17 protein-coding genes are annotated in these 22907 nt (G+C 65.9%); 13 read left to right on the top strand and 4 right to left on the bottom strand.

Features of this window, described 5'->3' with window-relative positions:
• Nucleotides 1-109: 109 nt before the first annotated feature.
• Complete coding sequence (locus VT03_RS11850; protein WP_075093173.1) at nt 110-757, top strand: hypothetical protein; 648 nt, start codon at nt 110-112, stop codon at nt 755-757.
• The gene (locus VT03_RS11845) at nt 754-5241 is read left to right on the top strand and encodes a HEAT repeat domain-containing protein (RefSeq protein WP_075093172.1); all 4488 of its coding nucleotides are present in this window, start codon (nt 754-756) and stop codon (nt 5239-5241) included. The genes VT03_RS11850 and VT03_RS11845 overlap by 4 nt, the downstream gene beginning before the upstream one ends.
• 457 nt (nt 5242-5698) lie before the next feature.
• On the opposite strand, the gene VT03_RS11840 is transcribed toward VT03_RS11845, so the two are convergent.
• Nucleotides 5699-7102, bottom strand: a complete 1404-nt coding sequence (locus tag VT03_RS11840) for a COG3014 family protein (RefSeq protein ID WP_075093171.1) — start codon at nt 7100-7102, stop codon at nt 5699-5701.
• 47 nt (nt 7103-7149) lie between these two features.
• Entirely contained in the window at nt 7150-7830 is a 681-nt protein-coding gene (locus VT03_RS11835) for a penicillin-binding protein activator LpoB (protein ID WP_075093170.1), read from the bottom strand.
• Between the two features lie 504 nt (nt 7831-8334).
• On the opposite strand from VT03_RS11835, the gene VT03_RS34175 reads away from it, so the two are divergent.
• The 8 genes from VT03_RS34175 (at nt 8335) to VT03_RS11790 (ending at nt 18933) form a co-directional block, all read left to right on the top strand.
• Entirely contained in the window at nt 8335-9639 is a 1305-nt protein-coding gene (locus VT03_RS34175) for a DUF420 domain-containing protein (RefSeq protein WP_197489309.1), read from the top strand.
• A gap of 18 nt (nt 9640-9657) precedes the next feature.
• The gene (locus VT03_RS11820) at nt 9658-9954 is read left to right on the top strand and encodes a hypothetical protein (protein ID WP_075093169.1); all 297 of its coding nucleotides are present in this window, start codon (nt 9658-9660) and stop codon (nt 9952-9954) included.
• Nucleotides 9955-10099: 145 nt separating this feature from the next.
• Entirely contained in the window at nt 10100-11791 is a 1692-nt protein-coding gene (locus VT03_RS11815; protein WP_075093168.1) for a general secretion pathway protein GspK, read from the top strand.
• Nucleotides 11792-12177: 386 nt separating this feature from the next.
• Nucleotides 12178-13299, top strand: coding sequence for an FtsW/RodA/SpoVE family cell cycle protein (locus tag VT03_RS11810; RefSeq protein ID WP_075093167.1), 1122 nt, complete (start codon nt 12178-12180; stop codon nt 13297-13299).
• Nucleotides 13300-13481: 182 nt separating this feature from the next.
• The gene (locus tag VT03_RS11805; RefSeq protein WP_075093166.1) at nt 13482-14909 is read left to right on the top strand and encodes a phytoene desaturase family protein; all 1428 of its coding nucleotides are present in this window, start codon (nt 13482-13484) and stop codon (nt 14907-14909) included.
• 2 nt (nt 14910-14911) lie between these two features.
• Entirely contained in the window at nt 14912-15988 is a 1077-nt protein-coding gene (queA, locus tag VT03_RS11800) for a tRNA preQ1(34) S-adenosylmethionine ribosyltransferase-isomerase QueA (protein WP_075093165.1), read from the top strand.
• Between the two features lie 59 nt (nt 15989-16047).
• The gene (locus VT03_RS11795; RefSeq protein ID WP_075093164.1) at nt 16048-17577 is read left to right on the top strand and encodes an arylsulfatase; all 1530 of its coding nucleotides are present in this window, start codon (nt 16048-16050) and stop codon (nt 17575-17577) included.
• Between the two features lie 66 nt (nt 17578-17643).
• Entirely contained in the window at nt 17644-18933 is a 1290-nt protein-coding gene (locus tag VT03_RS11790) for a PLP-dependent aminotransferase family protein (protein ID WP_075093163.1), read from the top strand.
• 66 nt (nt 18934-18999) lie between these two features.
• On the opposite strand, the gene VT03_RS11785 is transcribed toward VT03_RS11790, so the two are convergent.
• Nucleotides 19000-19716, bottom strand: coding sequence for a metal-dependent hydrolase (locus VT03_RS11785; RefSeq protein WP_075093162.1), 717 nt, complete (start codon nt 19714-19716; stop codon nt 19000-19002).
• Nucleotides 19717-19953: 237 nt separating this feature from the next.
• On the opposite strand from VT03_RS11785, the gene trmD reads away from it, so the two are divergent.
• Nucleotides 19954-20646, top strand: a complete 693-nt coding sequence (gene trmD, locus VT03_RS11780; RefSeq protein WP_075093161.1) for a tRNA (guanosine(37)-N1)-methyltransferase TrmD — start codon at nt 19954-19956, stop codon at nt 20644-20646.
• Nucleotides 20647-20982: 336 nt separating this feature from the next.
• Here trmD and VT03_RS11775 read toward each other — a convergent pair whose 3' ends face one another.
• On the bottom strand, nt 20983-21360 hold the full coding sequence (locus VT03_RS11775) for a hypothetical protein (RefSeq protein ID WP_075093160.1): 378 nt from the start codon (nt 21358-21360) through the stop codon (nt 20983-20985).
• Nucleotides 21361-21594: 234 nt separating this feature from the next.
• On the opposite strand from VT03_RS11775, the gene tpx reads away from it, so the two are divergent.
• Nucleotides 21595-22095, top strand: coding sequence for a thiol peroxidase (gene tpx / locus VT03_RS11770; protein WP_075093159.1), 501 nt, complete (start codon nt 21595-21597; stop codon nt 22093-22095).
• A 271-nt stretch (nt 22096-22366) separates the two neighbouring features.
• Nucleotides 22367-22900: a hypothetical protein gene (locus VT03_RS11765; protein WP_075093158.1), complete on the top strand. Its 534-nt coding sequence runs from the start codon at nt 22367-22369 to the stop codon at nt 22898-22900.
• Nucleotides 22901-22907: the final 7 nt, after the last annotated feature.

Here is a 22907-nt window from a genome sequence, read left to right as displayed (position 1 = left end):
CGGTTGAAGCGATGTTGAAACAGGCTGGTCAGTCCCCCTGGGGGCTGGCCAGCCTTGTTGTGTTCTCGAAGTCCTGCCGTTTCCCCGTTTCACCAGGTCGGAATCTTCCATGCCCACGGTCCCGGTCGATGAACTGGCAGCCCGATATACCGCCTTTCGGGAGCGCGGACGGACGCTGTGCGAGCTGGTCCGCCAGTCGCTGCCGGGGCTGTTGGATGAAGGGGCGCCGATTCCCCCCGCGACGGTGCAGGGCCTGGCCCAATACAAACGGAAGTACGTCGCCTTCTGCGAATTCACGTGGCCCAATCGGTCGGCTCCGGTCGGGGCGCCGACCTTCGAGCACTTCGAGGCCCGCCTCTCGGAGCTCCAGGGGGCCAGCCGGCCAGCCGGTGGGTTGAGCCAGCTGCAGGCCCGCCCGGACAACATCTCGCAGTTGCAGGCGATTCATGCCCGGATCGCCTCGGCGACGGAGGAGGAACGCGAAACGGTGCAGCGGACCGTCGAAGGCCTGCTGCGGCTGGCGTCCGAAGGAGATCGACTGACGGATCAGGAATGGCAGGCGCTCAGCGAACAGGTGGCCGGCGTGTTCGGGCGGGACGTCCCGCTGGCGCTGGCCCGCGGCCGGCTGTTCCTGGCTCCCTCCGCCGGGACCGCTTCGATTGAGGCACCCTCCGCCCCCTCCCCCCCCTCCCCCGCCTCCGTCGCCTCGACGGTTCAGGCTCCCCCCGCCTCCTCTGCAGAGGAACCCCAGTCGTGACCGGAAAGCCGAATCTGCTTCAGACCGTTCGGGAGCTCCGCAAGAAGGGGCGCCAGCTGGCGCGGCAAGTGGAATACGAGCTCGCGCGGCTGGAGACGACCGGGATTGCCCCGTCGTCGAAGACGCTGGCGGCGCTCGCCGAGTTCCAGTCCGAGTTCGACCGGCTCGTCTCGGTCATCAGCTCGCCGAACCCGATCCATTCGCTCCTCTCGATGGAGCGGATGCTCGTGCACTCCTCGACGCTCGGGCTGGTCAGCCGCGTGATCGAGCCGATCCTGGCGCTGCAGCACGTGGACGACTCCGCCTTCGCTCCGCTGGCGGACCTGCAATGCAACGCCGTCAAGCTCCAGCGGGAGATCAAGACCGGAACGGTCGCGCCGGAGGTCCTGGAGACGCTGACCGAAGGGACGCACGCCTGGTGCCGGCTGCTCGATCTCGTGGCCACGGGGGACGCGCTGGGGGATGCGCTCTGGAACGAGTATTTCGACTTCGTCGAATCGACGCTCGGGAGCGGGCTGGCGATCGCTGCCACCCGGGGGAAGCTGCGGCTTCCCCCGCGGGTGAAGGCCTTCCTGATCGACGGCACGCCGGTCGGCGGCTCCCGCGATTCGCTCTCCGCTCCGCGGCCGGAGGACCTCGATCCGCTGCTCATCAACCGGCCGACGCGACAGCCGGTGCAGGAGACGCCGCAGCAGCAGACGATCTTCGACGAGGCCCAGGTCTCGGGAGTCAATCCCGCGCCGGGAGCCGACGACCTGTCCGAGCTCGACGCCCTGGAAGATCCCGACGGGAAACGTTTCCTGATCGAGGACGACTTCGATGAATCGTCGCTCGATCGCGAGGTCGACGATCTCCCGACCTTCATCGGGGCCGGACTGGCACAACTCGAGTCCGCCGGCGACGACGACGTGGACTCCGGCGATTCGATGATCGTCCCGTCCGAGATCCTGACCTCCAGAACGTCCGTCTCGCTTCCGGAGTCTCATGAGACGGCCGCCGTTGCGGGGGGGGCCACTCCCGAGCATTCGGACGAGCCCCGGCCCTGTCCCAAGTGCGGCGAAGACATCTTCCCGGCGATGGCCCGCTGCCGCGGGTGCGGGCTGGTCCTCCGCACGGAGCCGGCGGCCGCGCCCGAGCCCTCGACCGTCAGCGGACTGTTCCGGACCGCTCCGGCGTACGCCGTCGACAGTTCCGAGTTCGAGCTTCCCCGCAAAGAAACGCCCGCCGCCAGCGGCGCTCCGGTCTCCGCCCCGGCGCCTCTCGTGGCCTCCCGGTCATCAGGCGACTCCGAATTCGACGAGGCCGGCTTCGTCCTTCCCGGAACGCCGGCCCCGGTTGGGAACCGGACGGTCGGGACCTCGGGCGGAACGGCGGTCCTGCCGGCTCCGACGCGGCAGCAGATCGCGGCGGCAAGAACTCCCGCGGCGGAGCCGGCGGCGCCCCCCGCCGAACCGGCTCCCGTGGCTTCCGTCGCGGCGTCCGCGGCCTCTGGATCGTCCCGCGCCTCGGGGACCTCGGCGGCGAGCGGGTCCCGGCGATCGGGGGTCTCGTCCCGGTCTTCGGGCCGTTCGTTCCAGCTCAAGAGCGGCGGCCAGGCGGCCAAGCTCAAGACGATCTGCGACAAGTGCACGGCGGACTTCGCGGTCTCCCGCTCGCTCGAGGGGCAGCCCGTGATCTGTCCCGCCTGTGGCGAGACGACGCTGGCCCCGATGGCGACGACGACGTCCGAAGTGGACATGATCGCCCCGGGAACCGACATCGACATCACCCTCTACACGGTCCGCGAGGCGATCGAGCAGGCCCTCGAGCAGAAACCGGTCGTCGCGGAGCGGAGCTGGGAGAAACCGCTCACGCGCTCGCAGTGGAAGAACCTTTCGACGGCGATCGAGGCGATCACCCCCGCCACGAACCCGATGGAGTGCGAGCGGGCCAAGCCGCTGTTCGAGATGCTCGGCAACTCGAACGACGAGCGGGCCGCGGAGCTGCTGCGGGCCCGGTACATGGACCTGCCGAACAACCTCAAGACCGAAGCCCTCAAGGCGCTCGAACGGCTGCGCGACCCCGTGGCGATTCCGCTCGTGATGCGGTCGCTCTACGAAGAGAAATCGCCCGCCGTGCCGGTGGCGATCGCGGCCCTCGTGAGCTTCGGCGAGACGCGGGTCGTCCCCGCCCTGTGCCTTCTGGCGGTCGCGGCGCCGGAGCATCGCGAGCGGGTCCTGCAGGCCTTCGCCGGATTCGGGGAGTCGATCGTTCCGCACATGGCGCAGCTCTCGGAGCCCGCGGAGCCGGAGGCAGTCCGCTTCGTCGCCTTCGAGGCGCTGGGGCGGCTGCAGAGCGTCCGGGCGATTCCCGCCCTCTCGGCGGGGCTCAAGGAAGGGAACAAGCTCATCCAGCGGGTTGCCGCCGAGGGGCTGGCGTATATCCGCAGCAAGAAAGTCATCCGTCCCCTGATCGAGGCCCTCCAGAACCCGGACGAGCTCGTCCGGATCCACGCGTCGGCCGGCCTGCGGGACAATCCCGATCCCAAATCGGCCAAGTTCCTGGTCCGTTCGCTGCGGGACAAGTCGCTCGATGTGCGGAAGAACATCGTGGCCTCGATGGGCCTGTGCGGCGACGAATCGGTCGTCGGATCGCTGAAGAAGTTCCTCGTCGACCCGAGCCGGGAGATGGTGGTCGTCGCCTCCGAGGCGATCGGGCGGCTCGGCCAGAACTCCGCGGTGCCGACCCTCGTCAAGATGCTGGAGGAGGAGACCGCCAGCGGAGAGGACAAGGCCCTGATCCAGCGGATCTTCAAGGCGCTACAGGTCCTCAAGGACCGCCGGTCCCTGGTGCCGCTGATCGGCTATCTTGAGTCGACCGACCCGATGATCCGCCGCCGCGCCGTCGAGGCCCTGGGCCCGATCCAGGACGCCTCGGCCCGCCGGGCGCTCGAGAATGCCCTCCGCAGCGACCGGGCCGACGAAGTCCGTGCCGCCGCAGCGCTCGCCCTGGGCGAGCAGGGGCAGAAGCATGCGATCCCGGCGCTCGAGGCGGCGCTCAGCGGCTCCGAGCGGGTGCGGATCAACGCCCTCCAGGCGATCGGGTTGCTGCAGGAGAAGACATCGGTTCCGAAGGTCCTGACGCTCCTGTCGGATCCCGGCTTCCGGGTGCGGCAGGCGGCTGCCAACTGCCTGGGGGCGATCAAGAGCCCGGCCGCGGTGCCGCGGCTCCTCGAGATGGTCCACGATCCGGACGATTCGGTCCGCAAATCGGTCTTTGAGGCGCTGGCGGCCCTGGGAGAGAAGCGGACGGAGCAGGAACTGGTCGGCGAGATCAAGCCGACCAGGGCGACCAACCCCGCCGCCAGCACGACGATGATGCTGGACACGGTTTCGCTCCCCCGTCCCTCCTCCGGCTCGAAGCGTTCATCCCTGGCGGGGCTGTCCGATTTCGCCGCCGGGATCTTTGGAACTCCCTGGGCCACCCTGCAGGAACTCGGTCCCAAAAAGATCGCCAGCATCGCCAGCGCCGTCGCGGTCCTTGGCGTGGCGGTGGTGTTCTTCAACGTGCAGGGCTCCGGCCTGCCTCCTTATCGCCGGGCCTATGTGGAGGCGACCTCGATCAGCCCCGACGGCGCCTGGGCGGCGACGGGCCGGACCTCGCAGGGGGTGGAGATCTGGAACACCGCCAGCAAGTCCGTGGCGGACTACAACCCGCAGCTCCCCAACCGCTTCGTCACCTTCGGGGCCTCGCCGGAGCTGCTCTACTGCGTCGGGCAGAACAATGTCGTGAAGGCGACGCTGGCTCAGGGCCGCGTTTCCAATGCGACCGACCTCGGAACGCACGACGACAACATCCTGAAGTTCTGCTCGACCGTGAACGGACAGTTCTTCGCCACCACGAGCGGCCGGTCGGTCCGTGTCTGGAGTACGGAACAGGCGAAGACCACGATCGAGATTCCTTACGGGGAAGGCTTCAGTCCGGATGACGTTCGCGGAAAGGACACGAGCCTCCGGTCGGTGTCGATCAGCGAAGACGGTTCCACGGTTATGGTGGTCACCTCGACTGCCGGAGCCCGTGTGTGGCAGAACGGAAAGCTGTCGGATCTCAAGCTGGCGGGGAAGAACAGGCTGGTCGCCGGGGCGATCCGGCTGGACGGGCAGGCGCTGCTCCTTCTCGACGCGAAGGGGATGATGACGACGCACGACATGGCGAACGGAAAGTTGACCGGGTCGATCCAGTCGCCGAGCCAGGCGCGGAGCGGGCTGTACTTCCTCGATTCCAAGCGGGTCCTGCAGACATACGCGAACTGCGTCAGCGCGTTTGACGTCACGACGGGCGAGGAGAAGAAGGCGCTGTTCGACCTGACGAAGTTCGACGCGGTGGACCTGTCGGCCGACCAGTCGACGGTGGTCGCGGGAGACAACGAGGCGACGCCGCTTTACGTGATTGAGGTGAATGGGGGAGCGTTGAAGTCGGAGCTCGACATCAAGGTCCGGCAGTAGCGCGAGCATCGTTCCCGCCGGCACGACGCTGTCAGCTCAAACCCCATGTGCCACGGCCACCGGGGTCAAGGGCCAAAGAAGCGGCACAGCGCCCCCTTGCCGCCGGAGGCGCTTCCATGAGGAACCGTGGTGCACAACGGACGTCCGCCTTGTGGTACCGGCGTTGAGGACTCCGCCGCTCGCTTTGTAAGCCCCGCGGGTTGGTGAGGGGGCATCCGGTACGCTCTCCGCGTTTGGACACGTGCTCCTTCAGACATCTCCCGACGGCCAAGGCCTCCGGCGGGCAAAGGGGCCTTGCCCCTCTGCACTCCCCACCAGGGTGCCCCTGGACCCGATTAGGGACAAATGATTCTGCGTTGCGCCGCTCTACCTTCCGCCTGAACCCCTTCCGCCTCCCTCACAGGCCCCCTTGCATCCCCCACCAGGGTGCCCCTGGACCCGGCGAGGTCGGCGGCGACTACTGCAACGTGAGACGGGCGGCCCCGGAATCCCCTTCCGATGCCGCAGCCTGACCACTCGCCAGCGTCTTCCCGATCGCCCGGTCGTCCGGGAAGTTCGCCAGCACGTACGTGTTCCGCGCCTCGCGAACCTCGACCTCGACCGACTCCACCAGCCCGAATCGGCCCACCCGGTCCGCGGGCTGCAACCGCAGCGTGTGCTTGCCCACCGGCAGTTCCACGCGGAAGACATGGATCTGGTCCGGCAGCAGCCCCCAGCAGCGGGTGTCGGCCTTCTCGGTCGCCTCCCACGCCATCCCGGCCAGCGTCATGGCAATGTCGGCCCCCGGGGCGTTCTGCGCCTGAACCCCTTCCTTCGCGGCGTAAACGATCCCCTTCTTGATGACCCGCCGGGCCACGGCATAGGCCAGCACCTTGGGATACGTCGCTTCGTACTGCTTCTCCGCAAACTCGCCGATGTTCACCAGCATCGCCGACTGCCCGGCCGAGCTTCCCCCGATCGAGACGTCGAGCGCCTGGATCCGGTTCTGCCGCCGGACGAGCTTCGGCACCGGGACCGGCGCCAGCGTCGGCGGGACTGACTGCTTGGAAGTCGCACTGACGATCTGGTCCGCCACCAGGAGCGCCGCCTGTGTCGGGATGTCGTACACCTGAACCTTGGTTGGGCCCTTCCCCAGCAGCCCGAAGACGTACACGACCCCATGTCCCGGTTGAGCGTTTACGGAGTGCTCCGCCCGCTCGAGGTCCGCCTGCCCGAACCGGAAACCCGGCTCAAAGGCGCAGACCTGCGTCCGGGCCCGGATCACGTCGTCGTAGTCAAGCCGCCGCTCCTCCGCCAGCATCGCGCGGACGTAAGGACCGAGGGCCACCTGCGGGATCGCGGGGATCTCTTTCTTCTCCCCTTCTTTCTCCTTGTCCCGCTCCTCCTCCAACCGCTCGCGGATCTGCTCCTGCTTCTGCGTGATCTGCAGGCTGTAGGCGTTGGCATCGCCGCCGTCGTGCATCAGGTTCGAGAGAGCCAGGAACGCCCGGATCAGGATCTTCTCGTAGTCCTCGCCGGCGTAGGCCCGACGGTTGTCGTCCGTCAGGAGCGAGAGCGAGATCTCGCCGATGTCCTTCTGCTCGAACTCGTCGAAGTGATTGCGGACCGTCCGCATGATCTGCTCAGCTTCCTTCGGTCGGCCCGAAGACAGCAGCACCATTGCCCGGTCGAGTTCGAGGACGTCCTTGTCGTGCTTCGGCTTCTCGAGGAGCTGATCGACGTGCGTCTCCGCCGTCGCCAGGTCTCCGGAGTAGAACTCCTGCCGCAGAACGTGGACCCGCTCCCCGTGGCTCGCGCAGCCCGAAACCCCCAGGCTCATCGCGAGGCCGAGGAGGGGCAGCAGTGAGGCAAGACGGTTCATGGCTGGCGATCGACTCACGAGGAGACGGGTGAACTGACGCGAGGGGATCAACCCGCCCCGTAGTTCTTGAGCTTGCCGAGGCCCGTCTTGTGATAGCCCTTGCGGATCGTGGCGCTCTCCTTGTCGAAGTCGCCGGTGTGGATATCGATGACTTCCAGGACGAGCTGGTAGTCCTTCTGGCTGCTCTTGTTGTTCTGCGTCGTTCCCGACGTGATCTTGGCGTACATCAGGTAGTCGAACGGATGGTTGATCCGCTCCATCGACTCCCGGAACGCCCGCTGGTTGGCCGGCTTGAACAGGTCGTCGACCCGCAGCCCGCACCCTTCGAGACCCGCTTCGATGTACCGGCGGTGGACCGCCTTGAACGAGTCCGACTGGCTGATGAGCGTGTCGATGTGGTCGTAAATTTGCTCCTTGAAGTCGCCGACCTCTTCGGAGCTCTTGTTCTCGATCCCGACGAAGCAGATCCGCTTCTTGCCGAAGTCGGTGGAAGCGGGGTCTTCGGCCGAGGTCATGCGGATGTCGTCCACTTGCCGGGCCAGGAGCTGGGCCATGGCGGTCTCGACGAGCGGCTTCCAGGTCTCGGCCCCGGCGGCGTGGCTGCCGACCATGTCCTGGTCGTCTTCCTTGAGCACGTGCGCGACCTGCCGTCCGCGGCAGCCGACGTTCATGAGAGTGGCGGAGGCGAGTCCACCGACGAGCGACAGAACGAATTGACGACGTTGCATAGAAGCCGTTCCCTGGCGATCCGACGGGAAGCCGACATTCCTTTCGGCTCCCGGCCGATGATCCGAATCTGAGAGAACCATCGTCCTCGGAGGCGGGCGAAACCTAGTCAAAAACGCTGCACTTTTCCTAGAGAAGTGTGACTCCGGACGATGCGGATCGGCAGGATTTGGCGGGCCGCTCAGCCTCCTTTCGATCCGACGCCGACGGCCTCATTCCCAGGTTGCCCAGACTGAACCGGCTGCCCTTCGCGGTCGCAGGCGAGGGGATGTGGGAAACTCGCGGAGACCGCGCAAAACGGCGTTGGGAACAACTCGCCTCTGAACGCGTGACCACTTCGTCGAGGGGCTTCGGGGCGATTGCCGCGACTGAGAAAACGCCGCTCGACGCACTCCTGGTTCCGAGCTTGGGTGCTTCCGCGGCAACGACAGGCCTATAGTGGAAGCTCCCTGCCGGCCGCTTCGTCGGCGGGTGAACGTCGACGAAGTCCCCATGAGATGCCCCGAGTGAAGCGTTTTTGTCCCTTTCTGTCCGGCTCCCTGCTCGTGTGGCTGGTCGTCCTGAGCCTGGGGCTCGGCCCGGCTGGCGATCGTGAGACCGCCGCTCAGGAAACACCACCAGCCGCCGCAGCGGAACCGGCCGAGCCCAAGCCGGCGGGCGAGCAGATCGCTCCTCCGGGGACAGCCGACGGCGCCCCGGCTCCGCGGATTCCGACGATCCCGATCGACGAGTCGGGCAACCGCCGCGTCTGGGACCCGGACCACGTCGACGATTTTTCACTCGTCGATCAGAACGGCAAGACGGTCACCCGCCAGGATCTCCTGGGCCGCCCGTGGGTCGTCAGCTTCATCTTCACCCGCTGCGTTGAGCAGTGTCCTGCCATGTGTGCCCGGATCCGCGGGCTGATCAAGGATCTGGACGTCGAGAAGACGAAGTACCCCTACGACGCCCGCTTCGTGACGATCACGGTCGATGCCGAGCACGACACGCCGCAGAACATGAAGGGCTTCGCCCAGATCTACTCGCCGGACAACGAATGGCTGTTCCTGACCGGCACGAAGGACGAGATCTCCCGGCTGATCCGCGAGGGCTTCAAGGTCCCGTTCTGGCGGCAGAAGGACGCCCCGCCGGGAATGGAATTCGCCCACGACATGCACCTGATCCACGTCGACAAGGAGGGAAAGGTCCTCGGATGGTACGACGGCCGGGTCGACGAGGAGTTCAAGGACCTCAAGCTCGTGCTCCAGGGCCGCCGTGAGACCCCGGAAGAGAACAAACCGGCGGTGAAGGGAACCGCCCTTCCGGGCGCGGGAACGCCGACCACCGCCCCGCCGCTGGCCGGTGGCACTGTCCCGGCCTGGGTCGAACGCCTGCCGACGACGAACGCCGGCCTGAACGGCCTCTCGACGCTCCTGCTCCTGGGTGGCCTGATCGCGATCAAGGGGCGGAACGTCCCGCTGCACAAGCGGCTGATGGTGACGGCGTTCCTGGTTTCGATCGCCTTCCTGGTGACCTATCTGACCTATCACTTTGCCCTGCAGCACTATACGGGCTCGTCGTCGAAGCGGTTCGCGGGAACGGGAACGCCGCTGATCGTCTATCGGACGATCCTGTTCAGTCATATCATTCTGGCCGCGGTCGTCCCGATCCTGGCGTCGATCACCCTGTATCGGGGCTTCCGGGAGCAGTGGATCGCCCACCGCCGGATCGCCAAGGTGACGTTTCCGATCTGGCTGTACGTCTCTGTGACCGGGGTTATCATCTACTGGATGCTGTATCTGGGACCGTGGGGCGACCCGCGGCTCGGGTAAACGAAGGAAGGGGTTCCGATGCGCCGCTGGATCTTCGCTGCTGTCGCGACCGCCGGTCTGTTCGGCTTCGCCCCGACCGTCCCGCAGGCCTCGGCCTGCCCGCTGTGCAAGCTGGCCAACGAATCCAAGCAGGCCACGGAGGAGGAGAACCTCCGTCCCAAGGCCTACATGTACAGCATCCTCTTCATGCTCTCGATGCCGTTCTCGCTGACGGCCGCCTTCTCGTTCGGCTTTTACCGAGCCTGGAAGAAGGCTCAGGCGGAGCAGGGTCCTCAGGACCAGGCCGCGATGGATGAACTCCTCGGCCGGAACTGAACTCCGTCGGAGTTCGCGTCTCAGCGAGTGAAGACCGGCTGAAGTCATTGCTCCCCTTGGAATCTGCTCCTTGGTCGTGGCCCGCCGAGCGGTTACGCTCAATGGGTCGGGAATCGGTCCCGGCGGCAGGTTGAGGCTTCGTCCGATGCAGCGGTCGACATCGAATCCGGAATCCCGGCGCGGCAGCGCGCTCGTCGTTGTGCTCGTGGTGGTCGTTCTCCTCACGCTCGGGATCGCGACCTTCACGGAGACCATGATCACGGAGCGGGAAGCGACGGTCATGTCGGGCCGGGAAGCCCAGGCCCGCGCCTTTGCTCAGTCGGGGATCGAGTACGCGGCCGCGATCCTCGGAGTGCCGGACGACGCCACGGCGTCGAACCTGTACCACAACCCGACCGCCTTTGCGGGCAAGCTGCAGATGCAGGGGGGGACGCCCCGGTCGACCGGCCGGTTCGCGATCATCGCTCCCGTCGAGACGGACCCGAGTTCCGCCTCGGTCCGCTTCGGCCTGATGGACGAATCGGGAAAGCTGAACGTCAACGCGATCGTGAACCTGGAGCTGGATGAGGTCCAGCAGCGGGACATGCTCATGAACCTTCCGGGGATGACGGAAGCGATCGCGGACTCGATTCTCGACTACGTCGATGCCGACGAGGAGCAGCGGGAGTTCGGTGCCGAGAGCGACGCCTACGAATCCTTCAGCCCGCCCCGGCTCTGCAAGAACGCGGCCCTCGATTCGCTCGATGAGCTGTTGCTGGTCGTCGGTATGACGCCGCAGATCCTGTATGGCGAGGACGCCAACTGCAACGGCCTCCTCGATCCGAACGAGAACGACGGGGCCGACTCGCTGCCGTACGACAATGCGGACGGCCTGCTCGATCCGGGCTGGCAGTCCTTCCTGACCTGTTTCAGCCGCGAGCGGAACACGCGGGCCGACGGGTCGGCCAAGATCGACATCAACCAGGCGCTCCTGACCGAGTTGTACGACCAGCTCGAAGACGAGCTGGGAGAAGAGGCGGCCATCTTCATCACGGCGTTCCGGATGAACGGGGCGACGAATGTCCCGGACCTCGAGAGTGTCCGGAGCGGGGTCGCCTCGACCGGAAGCGACCAGGCGGACAACGCGATCAAGGAAGTCGTTGAGGGGGTGGCCAAGCAGGTCATCCGCGGTGGCGAGGGGACGGTGACGCGCGGGGGGCTCGATCTCTCGGGAGGCGGCTCGTACCGGTTTGCGTCGCTCTACGAGCTGGTGGGGGCGGAGGTCGAGGCGACGATCGAGGGATCGAGCGTGACGCTGACGAGCCCGTGGCCGTTCGATCCCGCGAGTCTAGCGACGACTCTGCCGCCGCTGTTTGAGGCGCTGGCGACGTCGACGGCGGAGACGGTCGATGGCCGGATCAACGTGAATCAGGCGCGGCGGGAGGTGCTGTATGGGATTCCCGATATGACGCCGGAGATTGCCGACGCGATCGTCAGTTCGCAGGTGATCGGTTCGGACGGCGGTGTGTCGGAGGATCAGGTGGCGATCCGGGCGACGACGGGGTGGTTGCTCATCAACGGGATCGTGACGGACAGTCCGGACGGCACGATGACGGCGATTTCGCAGATGCGGCTGCTTGATCCATACATCACGGCCCGGGGGGACGTTTATCGGGTGCAGGCGCTGGGTTATTTTGATCAGGGGGGGCCGGTGTCGCGGCTGGAGGCGATGATCGATGCGTCGAAGTTGCCGCCGTCGATCAAGTTCCATCGGGACATTTCGCAGCTGGGTGCGGGCTATCGGGTGCAGAACATTCCGCAGAACAACACGACGAATCCGGCACCCGCCTCTCAGTGATTGACGTCCTTGCCGGCACGACGCTCATAGCTTAAACCCAACGTTCCACGGCAGCCGGGGTCAAGGGGGAACCCCTTGCCGCCGGAGGCGCTTCCATGAGGAACCGTGGTAAACAACGGATGTCCCCTTGGTGGCACCGGCGCTGAGAACTCACCGCTCGCTCCCAATCCCCACGGGTTGGTAAGGGGGCATACGGCACGCCGTCCGCGCTTGGACACGCACTCCTTCAGACATCTCTCGACGGCCAGGCCTCCGGCGGGCAAGAGGCATTCTGCCCCCTGCACCCCCTGACCAGGGTGCCCCTGGACCCGGTGTGATTGGGGTTTTCCAGATTTCCTGGTTTCCTCAGAATCCCAACCGCACTCGCTACGGAAAGGATTCCGAAAATGGACGACGCGCTGACCACCCGACGCTGGCCCCTCGAGGTCCCGCTCTGCGCCGGCCTGCTCATCGCCCTCGGACTCGGCGGAATCGCCCGCGGCGATGAGCTCGTCGGCAGCGGCGACTACTGGTCCCGCCAAATGGTCTGGCTGACACTCGCCGTCCTCACCTGGACCACCTCCCTCGTCTGGCACTACCGCCGACTCCGCTCCATCGCCTGGAGCCTCTTCGCCATCGCGATCGTCCTCCTACTTGTTGTCTACGCCTTCCCCGCCCGCAACGGCTCCCGCCGCTGGATCTCACTCGGCGGCTTCCAGATGCAGCCGTCCGAACTGATGAAGCTGGCCTACATCCTCTCCCTCAGCGCCTACCTCATGATGCGGGAGAACTATCGGACCCTCTGGGGCCTGATCCCCCCGTTTCTGATGACGCTCGTCCCGGTCGTCCTGATCCTCAAAGAACCCAACCTGGGGACGGCCATGCTGTTCTTCCCCATGCTCTACGCCATGCTCTTCGCAGCCGGAGCCCGCCTGCGACACCTCGTCCCGATCGCCCTCCTCGGCGCCCTGTCGCTGCCAATGCTGTGGCAGGTGATGAGCTCCGAACAACGGTCGCGCGTCACGGCCGTCTTCACGCAGACCGACGGCGGCGCACCGCCGAAGGGAGACGCCTACCACCTCCACCAGTCGAAACAGATGCTGGCTCTGGGGGGTGTCTGGGGAAGCGACCTGGCCGGAATGCCGGTCGCCGATCCGCTGGCCTACTCGCTGCCGGAATCACGGACCGACTTCGTGTTCTGCCTCGTCGGCGAGCGGTGGGGCGTGTGGGGAGCGTGTGCGGTGATCGGCCTCTATCTGGCCCTCCTCGGCTGCGGCCTGCGGATCGCGGCCCGAACCCAGGAGCCGTTCGGACGCCTGCTGGCGGTGGGAGTCGTGACCCTCCTGGCGACCCAGGCGGCAATCAACACGGCGATGACGGTCGGCCTGATGCCGATCACGGGGATCACGCTGCCGCTCTTGAGCCACGGGGGATCAAGCCTCGTGACGACGGCGCTCGCTCTGGGGCTGCTGACGAACGTCGGAATGCGAGCCGAGCACGAGGTGTTCGGGGAACCGTTCCGCTTCTAGGCCTGGCAACCCTCGCCAAACCGACCGCCGGGCGGGCCTCTTCTCTACCTTCAGCCTTCCGCCTTAAGCCTCTCCGCTACCTTCCCCGGGCTGGTAAATACGGGGCTTCCACGTAAACTTGGGAGTTTTCGACCCCGCAGTATCAACAGGTCGCCCCACGGGGCCGACAGGATCAATCAGGAATGGCGAAGGACTTTCTCCACGGCGTCCGGGATCACTACGACGTCGTCGTGATCGGCAGCGGACTCGCCGGGATGACCAGCGCAAACATCCTCGCCCGCGCCGGCCGGTCGGTGTTGCTGCTGGAGCACCACTACCAGCTCGGCGGCATGGCCACCTGGTTCAAGCGCCGCGGCGGTCACATCTTCGACATCTCCCTCCACGGCTTCCCCGTCGGCATGATCAAGTCGTGCCGGAAGTATTGGACCAAAGAGATCGCCGACTCCATCGTCCAGCTCAAAGGGGTCCGCTTCGAGAACCCCCAATTCTCGCTGACGACCACCTTCGACCGCGACGACTTCACGCGGATCCTCATCGAGAAGTTCGGCATCGCCCCGGCCACTGTCGCGGACTTCTTCGACACCGCGCGGAAGATGAACTTCTTCGACGACCAGCACACCACGACCCGCGAACTCTTCGAACGCTTCTTCCCCGGCCGGTCCGACGTCGTCCGCCTCCTGATGGAGCCGATCACGTATGCCAACGGCTCGACCCTCGAAGATCCCGCCATCACCTACGGGATCGTCTTCTCCAACTTCATGAGCAAGGGGGTCTTCACGTTCCAGGGAGGAACGGACCGGCTTGTCGAACTCATGCGGGCCGAGATGGAGAAGAACGGCGTCGACCTCCGGATCCGGGCTTCCGTGGAACGGATCGAAGTCACGCCCGACCGCCGGGTCTCGGCCATCTGGGTGAACGGCCGCCGCGTCACCTGCGGCGCCGTGATGTCCAACGCCAACGTCAAGTCGACCATCCTGAACCTCGTCGGCGCCGACCACTTCGACAAGGACTACGTCGAGGAAGCCAAGGCGGTCCGGCTCAACAACTCGAGCTGCCAGGTCTACATCGGTCTCAAGCCCGGCATGGGTTTCGACTACCAGGGGGACCTGCTGTTCCACTCCGAGCGGAACGGCTTCGACATCCAGGCGATGCTCAGCAAGGACGTCAGCAGCCGGACGTTCTCGTTCTACTATCCCGAGACCCGCCCCGGCTCCGACCGCTGGCTGATCGTCTCCTCGACGAACGCCAACTACAGCGACTGGGCCAACCTCCCCGAAGAACAGTACGAGGCGGACAAGAAGGACCTCTGCGAGACGACCCTCGCCTGCCTGGAGAAGTACATCCCGGATGTCCGGCAGAAGGTCGACTGGGTCGAGGCCTCGACGCCGCGGACCTTCGAGTTCTACACGCGGCATCTCGCCGGGGCTTCGTTCGGGACGAAGTTCGAAGGGCTCAAGGTTTCGCAGTCGCTGCCGGAGCAGATCCGCGGACTGTATCACGCCGGCTCGGTCGGGATCATCATGTCCGGCTGGCTCGGAGCGGTGAACTACGGGGTCATCGTGTCGAACGAAGTCGACAAGTACCTCACCCCGGCCGCCGCCGCGGTTTGAGCATGACGGACCTCGACCGCCTCTCGGCCTACGACTACGCCCTCCCGCCGGAACTCATCGCGCACGAGCCGGCGGAGCGACGCGACGCCTCACGGCTGATGCTCGTGGACCGCGCCGCGGGAGCGATCCGGCACGAGACCTTCCCGGCGCTCGTCGACCAGTTCCGTCCCGGCGACTGCCTGATCCTCAACGACACGCGGGTCCTCCCGGCCAAGCTGCACGGCTTCCGCACGGCGACGGGGGGGAAGTGGGACGGGCTGTTCCTACGCGAAGACTCGCCAGGCCGATGGATTCTCATCGGACAGACCCGCGGGAGGCTTCAAGAGGGAGAGACGCTCGATCTCGTCTCGTCGGATCCGGCCGTCGCCACACCGCTGCGGGTGACCCTCGCCGAGCGGCGCGATGGCGGTGAGTGGCTCGCCGAACCGCATTCGACAGACTCGTTTCTGTCTCTCCTCGACCGCTACGGCGCGGTGCCGCTTCCGCCGTACATCGAGCGGGCTGAAGAGCGGGCCGAGGACCGGGAGCGATACCAGACCCGCTTCGCACGGCATCCCGGCTCGGTGGCCGCCCCGACCGCCGGACTCCACTTCACCGACGACGTTCTGGCCGCGATCCGCGCGAAGGGGATTGAGATCGGTTACGTCACGCTCCATGTCGGCCTGGGGACGTTCCGTCCGGTCAGTGCCGAGCAGCTTGCCGATCACGCCATGCACTCCGAGTGGTGCGGGCTTCCCGAGGAGACGTCTGCCCTCATCCAGCGGACCCGAGCCGCGGAAGGCCGAGTTGTCGCGGTCGGGACGACGAGCGTCCGGACGCTGGAGTCTGCGGCTGCCGCCCAGAACGTCGATGCCGGCGAGCTCGCCCCCTGGAGCGGCGACACGCGGCTCTTCATCCGGCCGCCGTACCGGTTCCGGGTCGTCGACGCGATGCTGACGAACTTCCACCTCCCGAAGTCGACCCTCATCGTTCTGGTTTGCGCACGGGCGGGCTACGATCTGACGATGCAGGCGTATCGCGAGGCGGTGGAGAACCGCTACCGGTTCTTCAGCTACGGCGACGCCATGTTCATCCAGTGATGACCCCGTCGCCCGCGCCGCAGCGGAAGGAAACGCCCCATCGAGAAGGAGAGACCGGAATGGGGAGGAACGGCTCAAAGGTCATTCTGACGCTCGCCGCGATCCTGCTGATCGCCAGTGTCGCCGGAGCGGCCGACCGACCGCCGAACGTCGTCTTCATCCTGGCCGACGACCTCGGCTTCGGCGATCTGGGCGCCTACGGTCAGAAGAAGATCCGGACTCCGAACATCGACCGGATCGGCGTCGAGGGAATGAAGTTCGCCGCGCACTACAGCGGGAACGCGGTCTGCGCCCCGTCGCGATGTGTGCTGATGACGGGGATGCACCCCGGCCACGCGGTCGTCCGCGACAACGTCGGGATGAAGAACGAAGCGAAGGGAATCCCCGAAGGGCAGTTCCCGATCCTCGATGAGACCGTCACGCTCGCCGAGCTGATGAAGAAGGCGGGCTATGTCACGGGGGCGTTTGGCAAATGGGGGCTCGGCGGCCCGACATCGACCGGCGCGCCGCTGCGGCAGGGGATCGACACCTTCTACGGCTACAACGACCAGGCGGTCGCGCACAATTTCTACCCGACGTACCTCTGGAGCAACGATGAGAAAGTCGAACTCCGGAACCCGCCCTTCTCCGCCCATCAGAAGCTCCCTGCTGGCGTCGATCCGACGAAGCCGGAGAGCTACGCCGGCTACTCCGGTCCGGACTTCTCCGCCGACCTCATCGCCGCCCAGGCGGTGAAGTTCGTCCATGACAACAAGGACCGCCCGTTCTTCCTGTTCGTCCCGACCACGATCCCGCATCTGGCCCTCCAGGTCCCGGACGACGCCCTCGCCGAATACCGCGGCGCGTTCGAGGAAGAGCCCTACCTCGGCGATCGCAGCTATCTCCCCCATGCGACTCCGCGGGCCTGCTACGCCGCGATGGTGACCCGGATGGACAAGCACGTCGGCGATCTGATGCAGGCGGTCGAGCAACTGGGGCTCGACGACAACACGATCTTCGTCTTCACCTCGGACAACGGCCCGCTCTACGACCGGCTCGGCGGGACCGACACCGACTTCTTCGAGTCGTGCAGAAACCTCCGCGGCCGCAAAGGCTCGCTCTACGAAGGGGGAATCGTCGCGCCGCTCCTCGTTCGATGGAAAGGAAAGATCGCCCCCGGCAACACCTCCCGCCGGGTGACCGGCTTTGAGGACTGGTTGCCGACGATCCTGGCGCTCGTCGGCAAGCCGGAGCTGACGCCGGCCGGTCTCGACGGCATCAGCTTCGCCCCCACGCTCCTCGGAGAAGGCCAGGAGCCACGTCCATTTCTGTACCGCGAGTTCCGCAGCTACGGCGGCCAGCAGTCGGTGCGGATCGGCGATTGGAAGGCTGTGCGGCAGAACCTTCGGCAGGTGAAGAACGGGGCCATTTCGACCGAGCTCTACAACCTCGGTACCGACCCCACGGAATCGAAAGACGTCGCGGCCTCCCATCCGGACGTCCTGGCGCGACTTGAAAAGGTTATGGCGGAGCAGCACGCGTTCTCCGAAGACTTCCGCCTCCCGGCCGTCGACCCGCCCGCCGCCCCTGCTGCCAAGAAGATGCCCTGAACCCGCCGGGGACACGGCGTGTCCCCGCGTGACCATTGTCCACTTTCCTCCGAACGATTCGATCCCATGACGGCTCCCGTTCCTCCGCTGCAACTGAGTCAACGCTGGCACTACGCCAAGGAACAGGCGATCAGCTTCCTCATGCAGCAGGCGGTCGAGAACCCGCAGGTGATCTCGCTGGCGGCGGGGCTTGTCGACGCCGACTCACTCCCGGTCGCCGAAACGCGGCACGCCTGCGAGCGTCTGCTCGCGGATGACCTCGCCGCCCGCAACGCCCTGCAGTACGGCACGACGGCGGGGGCCGTCCGGCTGCGGCGGCAGATTCTCAACCTGTTTGCCGAACTCGAAGGCCGATCCCCGGCCGACCTCGGGATCACGCCCGAGCAGATTGTTCTGACGACCGGCTCGCAGCAGCTCCTCTCGATCGCCTGCGAAGTCCTCCTCGACCCGGGCGACATCTGCCTCGTCTCGGGGCCGACGTACTTCGTCTTCTGCGGCAACCTGAACGGCGTCGGAGCCGAGCCGATCGTCATCCCGGCCGATGAACACGGGATGGACACCGACAAGCTCGAATCCGCCCTTCAGATCCTGGAGCAGGCGGGCCAGCTCTCGCGCGTGAAGCTGATCTACTCGGTCAGCTACTACGAGAACCCGAGCGGCATCTGTCTCGCGGACGAACGGCGGAAGCGGATCGTCGAGCTCGCGCGGAAGTATTCGAAGTCGCACCGCATCTGTGTTCTCGAAGACGCCGCCTACCGCGAGCTGCGATACGACGGCCCGGCTCATCCGAGCATCTGGGGTTACGACGCGACCCGCTCCAGCGTCCTCTACACCCAGACCTTTTCGAAGAGTTTTTCCCCGGGGGTCCGGATCGGATTCGCCGTCCTGCCGGCGGATCTCGTGAAGCCGGTCTGCGACCGGAAGGGGAACGAGGACTTCGGCTCGCCGAACTTCAACCAGCACCTGCTGGCGATGGTCCTGGAGTCCGGCGAGTACCGCTCCCACGTCGACCAGGTCTGTGCCGCCTACCGCGCCAAGCGGGACGCCATGCTGGCCGCTGCCTCCGAGTTCTTCTCGGACCTCGAAGGAGTGAGCTGGGTCCGCCCGCACGGCGGACTCTACGTGTGGATGTCGCTCCCGGCCCACATCCACACCGGCTTCAGCTCCGAGCTGTTCCGGACCGCGGTGGCCGAAGGGGTCATGTACGTTCCCGGCGAGCTCTCCTACGCCGGTCCGCGGGAGAGCGTCCCGCGGAATCAGATGCGTCTCAGCTTCGGCGTGCAGGGCGTCGACGGCATCCGCGAGGGGATGCAGCGGCTGGCTCGCGCGGTGCGAAAGATCATGAGCGGCCGATAGTCCGCTTCTGATCTGTGTGCATCTGTGTTGATCTGTGGCTGATTGTCTTTTCTGCCACAGATCATCTCAAAGCGGCGGAGTCGGGACCTCGTCGGGAATCCGCTGCGCCTGAATCGTCGTCGGCTCGACGCCCGTGTAGTTCACGAGCCCCATCGAGTCGAGCAGCATGAAGGAGGAGGTCGCGAGCATCGCGTAGGTGACGACGTTCGCCCCGAAGTCGGTCCCGGTCATCTTGATCGCCGTTCCCGATGACGACTTGAGGCCGACCTTGAGCCCCTTGACCTCGACGCTCCAGATCTCGTCCATCAGGAGGTGGCACAGAAATCCGGCCATCGTTCCGACCGCCATGAGCAGCTTCGCGCGGCGGTCTTCGCTGGGGTAGGCCAGGAAGGCCAGTTCGCCCGTGATGAGCATCGCCGGGATGCTGTGGAACATGCCGCGGTGAACGCTCACCGCCTTCACCATTGCCGACAGCCCGTACCGAATGAGCAGGTACAGGAGCATGAGCGTCAGCATGACCGTCTCGCGGTCCGGCGGGAGCCGCAGCCAGTGCAGCACCCGTCCGACGAGCAGGAGCGGCGCGATCGCCGCCAGGAGCCCGAAGACCTCGCGGACCGGTCGGCCGGAGTCGGAGTCGATGTCCGGGAGCATCCCGGAGACCCCGGTGAACGCGGCCGCCAGGGCCCCCTGGACCGGCGTGAAGCCGAGCTGATGCCAGGCCGCCGCCCCGTAGGCAATGCCCAGCAACGTGCTGCCGGTGACATGCTGGTGAAAGGCGGCCATGCGAGGGGACTGGGGACCAGGGACGAGAGACCAGGGACCGGAAGGCGATGTCGGTCCACGCCGTCCCCCGGTCGCAATGCTCCACTGGTGTCATCGGCAATCGCGGCGGGCGGAGTGCTGGGAAGTCTGCCGTCTTTGCGGAATCTGTGGCCTCACCCGGCAATTCCTGCCGCATTCGTACGCCGGCCGGGGGCAATCCGTTAAAGTGGCTGAAAGCTCTCTGTCCCACGAGTCTCCATGCGGTTCGACGTCCTCACTCTCTTTCCCGGTCTCTTCGACGGTTACCTGCAGCAGAGCCTGCTCAAGAAGGCGATCGATGCCGGGCTGGTCGACATCCGGCTGTGGAACTTCCGCGAATGGTCCGAGAGCAAGCACAAGTCGGTCGACTTCCCTCCGTATGGCGGGGGGCCGGGGATGCTGATCCGCTGCGAGCCCGTCTATGCCTGCGTCGAGGCCGTGCAGGCCGAGGGACCGGCGCCGGGGCAGCTGGTGATGTTGACGCCGCAGGGGCGACGACTGGATCAGACGCTCGTGAAGGAGTTGTCGGCGCACCAGCGGCTGCTATTGCTGTGTGGTCGGTATGAGGGGTTTGATGACCGGATCGTGCAGGGGCTCAGGCCGCTGGAGATTTCGGTGGGGGACTTCATCTGCAATGGGGGTGAGGTGCCGGCGATGCTGCTGATCGATTCTGTGATCCGTCTGGTTCCGGGGGTGTTGGGGGACGAGACGAGCAGCAAGTACGACTCATTTTCGGACAAGCAGCTTCTGGAGTATCCGCAGTTCACGAAGCCGCGTGAGTTCCGGGGGATGGCGGTGCCGGAGGTGTTGCTGGGTGGCAACCATCAGGAGATTGAGAGGTGGCGTCGTGAGCAGAGTATTCTGAGAACGCAGCAGCGCCGTCGGGACCTGTTCGATCAGGAGCAAAGCTAATCACCGGGGTCCAGGGGGTACCCCTGGTGGGGGATGCAAGGGGGGCCTGTGTTGTTTTTCTGGCCCTCTTGCCCGCCGGAGGCCTGGCCGTCGAGAGATATCTGAAGGAGTGCGTGTTCAGGCGCGGACACCGTGCCGTATGCCCCCTCACCAACCCGCGGGGATTCCAGAGCAAGCGGTGAGTCCTCAACGCCGGTCCCACAAAGGGGACGTCCGTTGTGCACAACGGTTCCGCTAAGAAAATGCCTCCGGCGGCAAGGGGGCGTGGCCCCCTTGACCCCAGGCTGTCGTCGCACGTTGGGTTTGAGCTATCGGCGCTTTGCCGGCGAGGACGTATTACACGTCGTCCTTCGGCGGGGGGGCCTTCCGCGGATAGCCACCCCACGACAACGGCTTCGCCACCTTGTCCGACTGATTCGTCTCCAGCGCCTTCAGGACATCCTGCACCGTCCGATTCGTCCGCAACTCCTTCTCCAGACGCTTCACCGCATCCGCCGCCACACTCCGCGCCCCCGGACCTTCGCCCCCCTCCTTGAGGACCCCCTTCTGATCAAAGGTGGCCCAGTAGATCGTCCGCGGATGACCCTTCGCGCCGTCCCGGGCCTTGTCCGCCGCCCCCCCCTTGGCCCGCTGACCGGTCACCGTATAGAGGTCCGCCCGCTCGAAAAGGACCGCCACAACATTGAGGTCTTTCCCACCGAACAGTCCGAACATCGTTCTCTCACTCCCCGGTTGACCGAAGTGGCCGACGCACACGCTGATATCCGCATCGTAACCCGTGCGGCCGATTGTGAGCGAAGGGGGCGACAACGGAAAGCGTCCTGCCAGGTCCGCTCCACACGGCCGAAACCCTTCCTGACGTTTAGACCATCTTCATCCGCGACACTTTGCACGCTTCCTTTCAGCCGCAATACTTGGGCTGGCCCACTGGTCTGCAAGGAGATTGCAATGCCGACGATCACGCTCAAAGGCAACCCCGTTCAGGTTTCGGGAACAGAACTCAAGGTGGGGCAGAAAGCCCCGGATTTCGTCCTGCAGTCCTCCGGCCTGGAAGACGTCACACTCGCCGAGAGCGCAGGGAAGACCCGGATCATCGCCACGATCCCGTCCCTCGACACCTCGGTCTGCCACGCCGAGACGAAGCGGTTCAACGACGAAGTCGCCAACCTGCCGAACGCCGTCGTCCTTGTCGTCAGCACGGACCTCCCCTTTGGCCAGAAGCGGTGGTGCGGCGCCGAAGGATGCGACAAGGTCACGACCCTCTCCGATCACCGGACCACCCAGTTCGGCAAGGACTACGGCGTCCTGATCGACGGCGGAAAGCTCGACCGCTGCCTCGCACGGGCGATCTTCGTCGTCGACCCCCAGGGAACCCTGAAGCACGTCGAGTACGTTTCCGAAATCTCGACGCACCCGAACTACGACGCCGTCCTCGCCGCCGCCAAGTAGTCACCATCCGCCGGTCGACCGCATCGGTTGCGAACGCCCCGTGTGCATCCGGCGGAGACGCGTTCGAACCGTGACGTCCCGTGCCGATTCGCTGTCGTGATCGTCCCCATCTGGTCGCCTCGACGACCGGATGGGGCACGCCGCGCCGCCGCGTGCCTGCCTCCCCGCCTCCGACATCCTGCCCGCCTCCACCACAGAAGTCTCACGTCCCGATTCGATCCCCGACCCCCGCGCTCGTCCCCACCCGGCCTTTTCCGTCGCAGTCCCGCCTATGAATCCCTTCGACGAACTCCGGAAGCTGACCCACCTGTTCGAAGGCGAAGAGCTGTTTCAGTCGGTCGAGCACATCCCCTCGTCGACGACGCCCGAGCCCTACAAGCGGCTGCTGGTCCATGAGCATCACATGACCGTCACGATGGAGGAGTTCCATCACTGCCGGGTCGACGTCCATGTCCTCCAGAACAAGAGCGAAGGGGAGACCTACAGCCGCGAGATCCTCCTGACCCGCGAAGGGACCGATCGCGTGGTCCAGTACGGACTGGTCCAGTTCAACTTCGAGTTCGTCACTCAGGCGGTCAAAGACGAGATCATCCGCGGCCAGACGCCGCTGGGGCGCGTGCTGATCCAGCACAACGTCCTCCGGCACATCGACCTGGGGGCGATCCTGCATGTCCAGGCCGCGCCGCGGCTGGCGAAGGTCATGAACTTTGAGCCGGGGACATGGACGTACGGCCGCATGGCGACGATCTTCTGCAACCGCCGCCCGGCCGTCGACCTCCTGGAAATCTCCACGCCGCTTTCGTAACGCATTG

This window comes from Planctomyces sp. SH-PL14 (assembly GCF_001610835.1).
Classification (GTDB): Bacteria; Planctomycetota; Planctomycetia; order Planctomycetales; family Planctomycetaceae; genus Planctomyces_A.
The sequence above is the reverse complement of the archived record's forward strand: the minus strand, read 5'-3'. Positions and strand labels throughout refer to the sequence as shown.

Coding starts and splice junctions, on each gene's coding strand:
- VT03_RS11850 (WP_075093173.1), top strand. CDS start 110: ATGCCCACGGTCCCGGTCGATGAACTGGCAGCCCGATATACCGCCTTT.
- VT03_RS11765 (WP_075093158.1), top strand. CDS start 22,367: ATGAATCCCTTCGACGAACTCCGGAAGCTGACCCACCTGTTCGAAGGC.
- queA (WP_075093165.1), top strand. CDS start 14,912: ATGACGGACCTCGACCGCCTCTCGGCCTACGACTACGCCCTCCCGCCG.
- VT03_RS11810 (WP_075093167.1), top strand. CDS start 12,178: ATGGACGACGCGCTGACCACCCGACGCTGGCCCCTCGAGGTCCCGCTC.
- VT03_RS11775 (WP_075093160.1), bottom strand. CDS start 21,360: ATGTTCGGACTGTTCGGTGGGAAAGACCTCAATGTTGTGGCGGTCCTT.
- tpx (WP_075093159.1), top strand. CDS start 21,595: ATGCCGACGATCACGCTCAAAGGCAACCCCGTTCAGGTTTCGGGAACA.
- VT03_RS11785 (WP_075093162.1), bottom strand. CDS start 19,716: ATGGCCGCCTTTCACCAGCATGTCACCGGCAGCACGTTGCTGGGCATT.
- VT03_RS11795 (WP_075093164.1), top strand. CDS start 16,048: ATGGGGAGGAACGGCTCAAAGGTCATTCTGACGCTCGCCGCGATCCTG.
- VT03_RS11840 (WP_075093171.1), bottom strand. CDS start 7,102: ATGAACCGTCTTGCCTCACTGCTGCCCCTCCTCGGCCTCGCGATGAGC.
- VT03_RS11805 (WP_075093166.1), top strand. CDS start 13,482: ATGGCGAAGGACTTTCTCCACGGCGTCCGGGATCACTACGACGTCGTC.
- VT03_RS11790 (WP_075093163.1), top strand. CDS start 17,644: ATGACGGCTCCCGTTCCTCCGCTGCAACTGAGTCAACGCTGGCACTAC.
- VT03_RS11820 (WP_075093169.1), top strand. CDS start 9,658: ATGCGCCGCTGGATCTTCGCTGCTGTCGCGACCGCCGGTCTGTTCGGC.
- VT03_RS11835 (WP_075093170.1), bottom strand. CDS start 7,830: ATGCAACGTCGTCAATTCGTTCTGTCGCTCGTCGGTGGACTCGCCTCC.
- trmD (WP_075093161.1), top strand. CDS start 19,954: ATGCGGTTCGACGTCCTCACTCTCTTTCCCGGTCTCTTCGACGGTTAC.
- VT03_RS11815 (WP_075093168.1), top strand. CDS start 10,100: ATGCAGCGGTCGACATCGAATCCGGAATCCCGGCGCGGCAGCGCGCTC.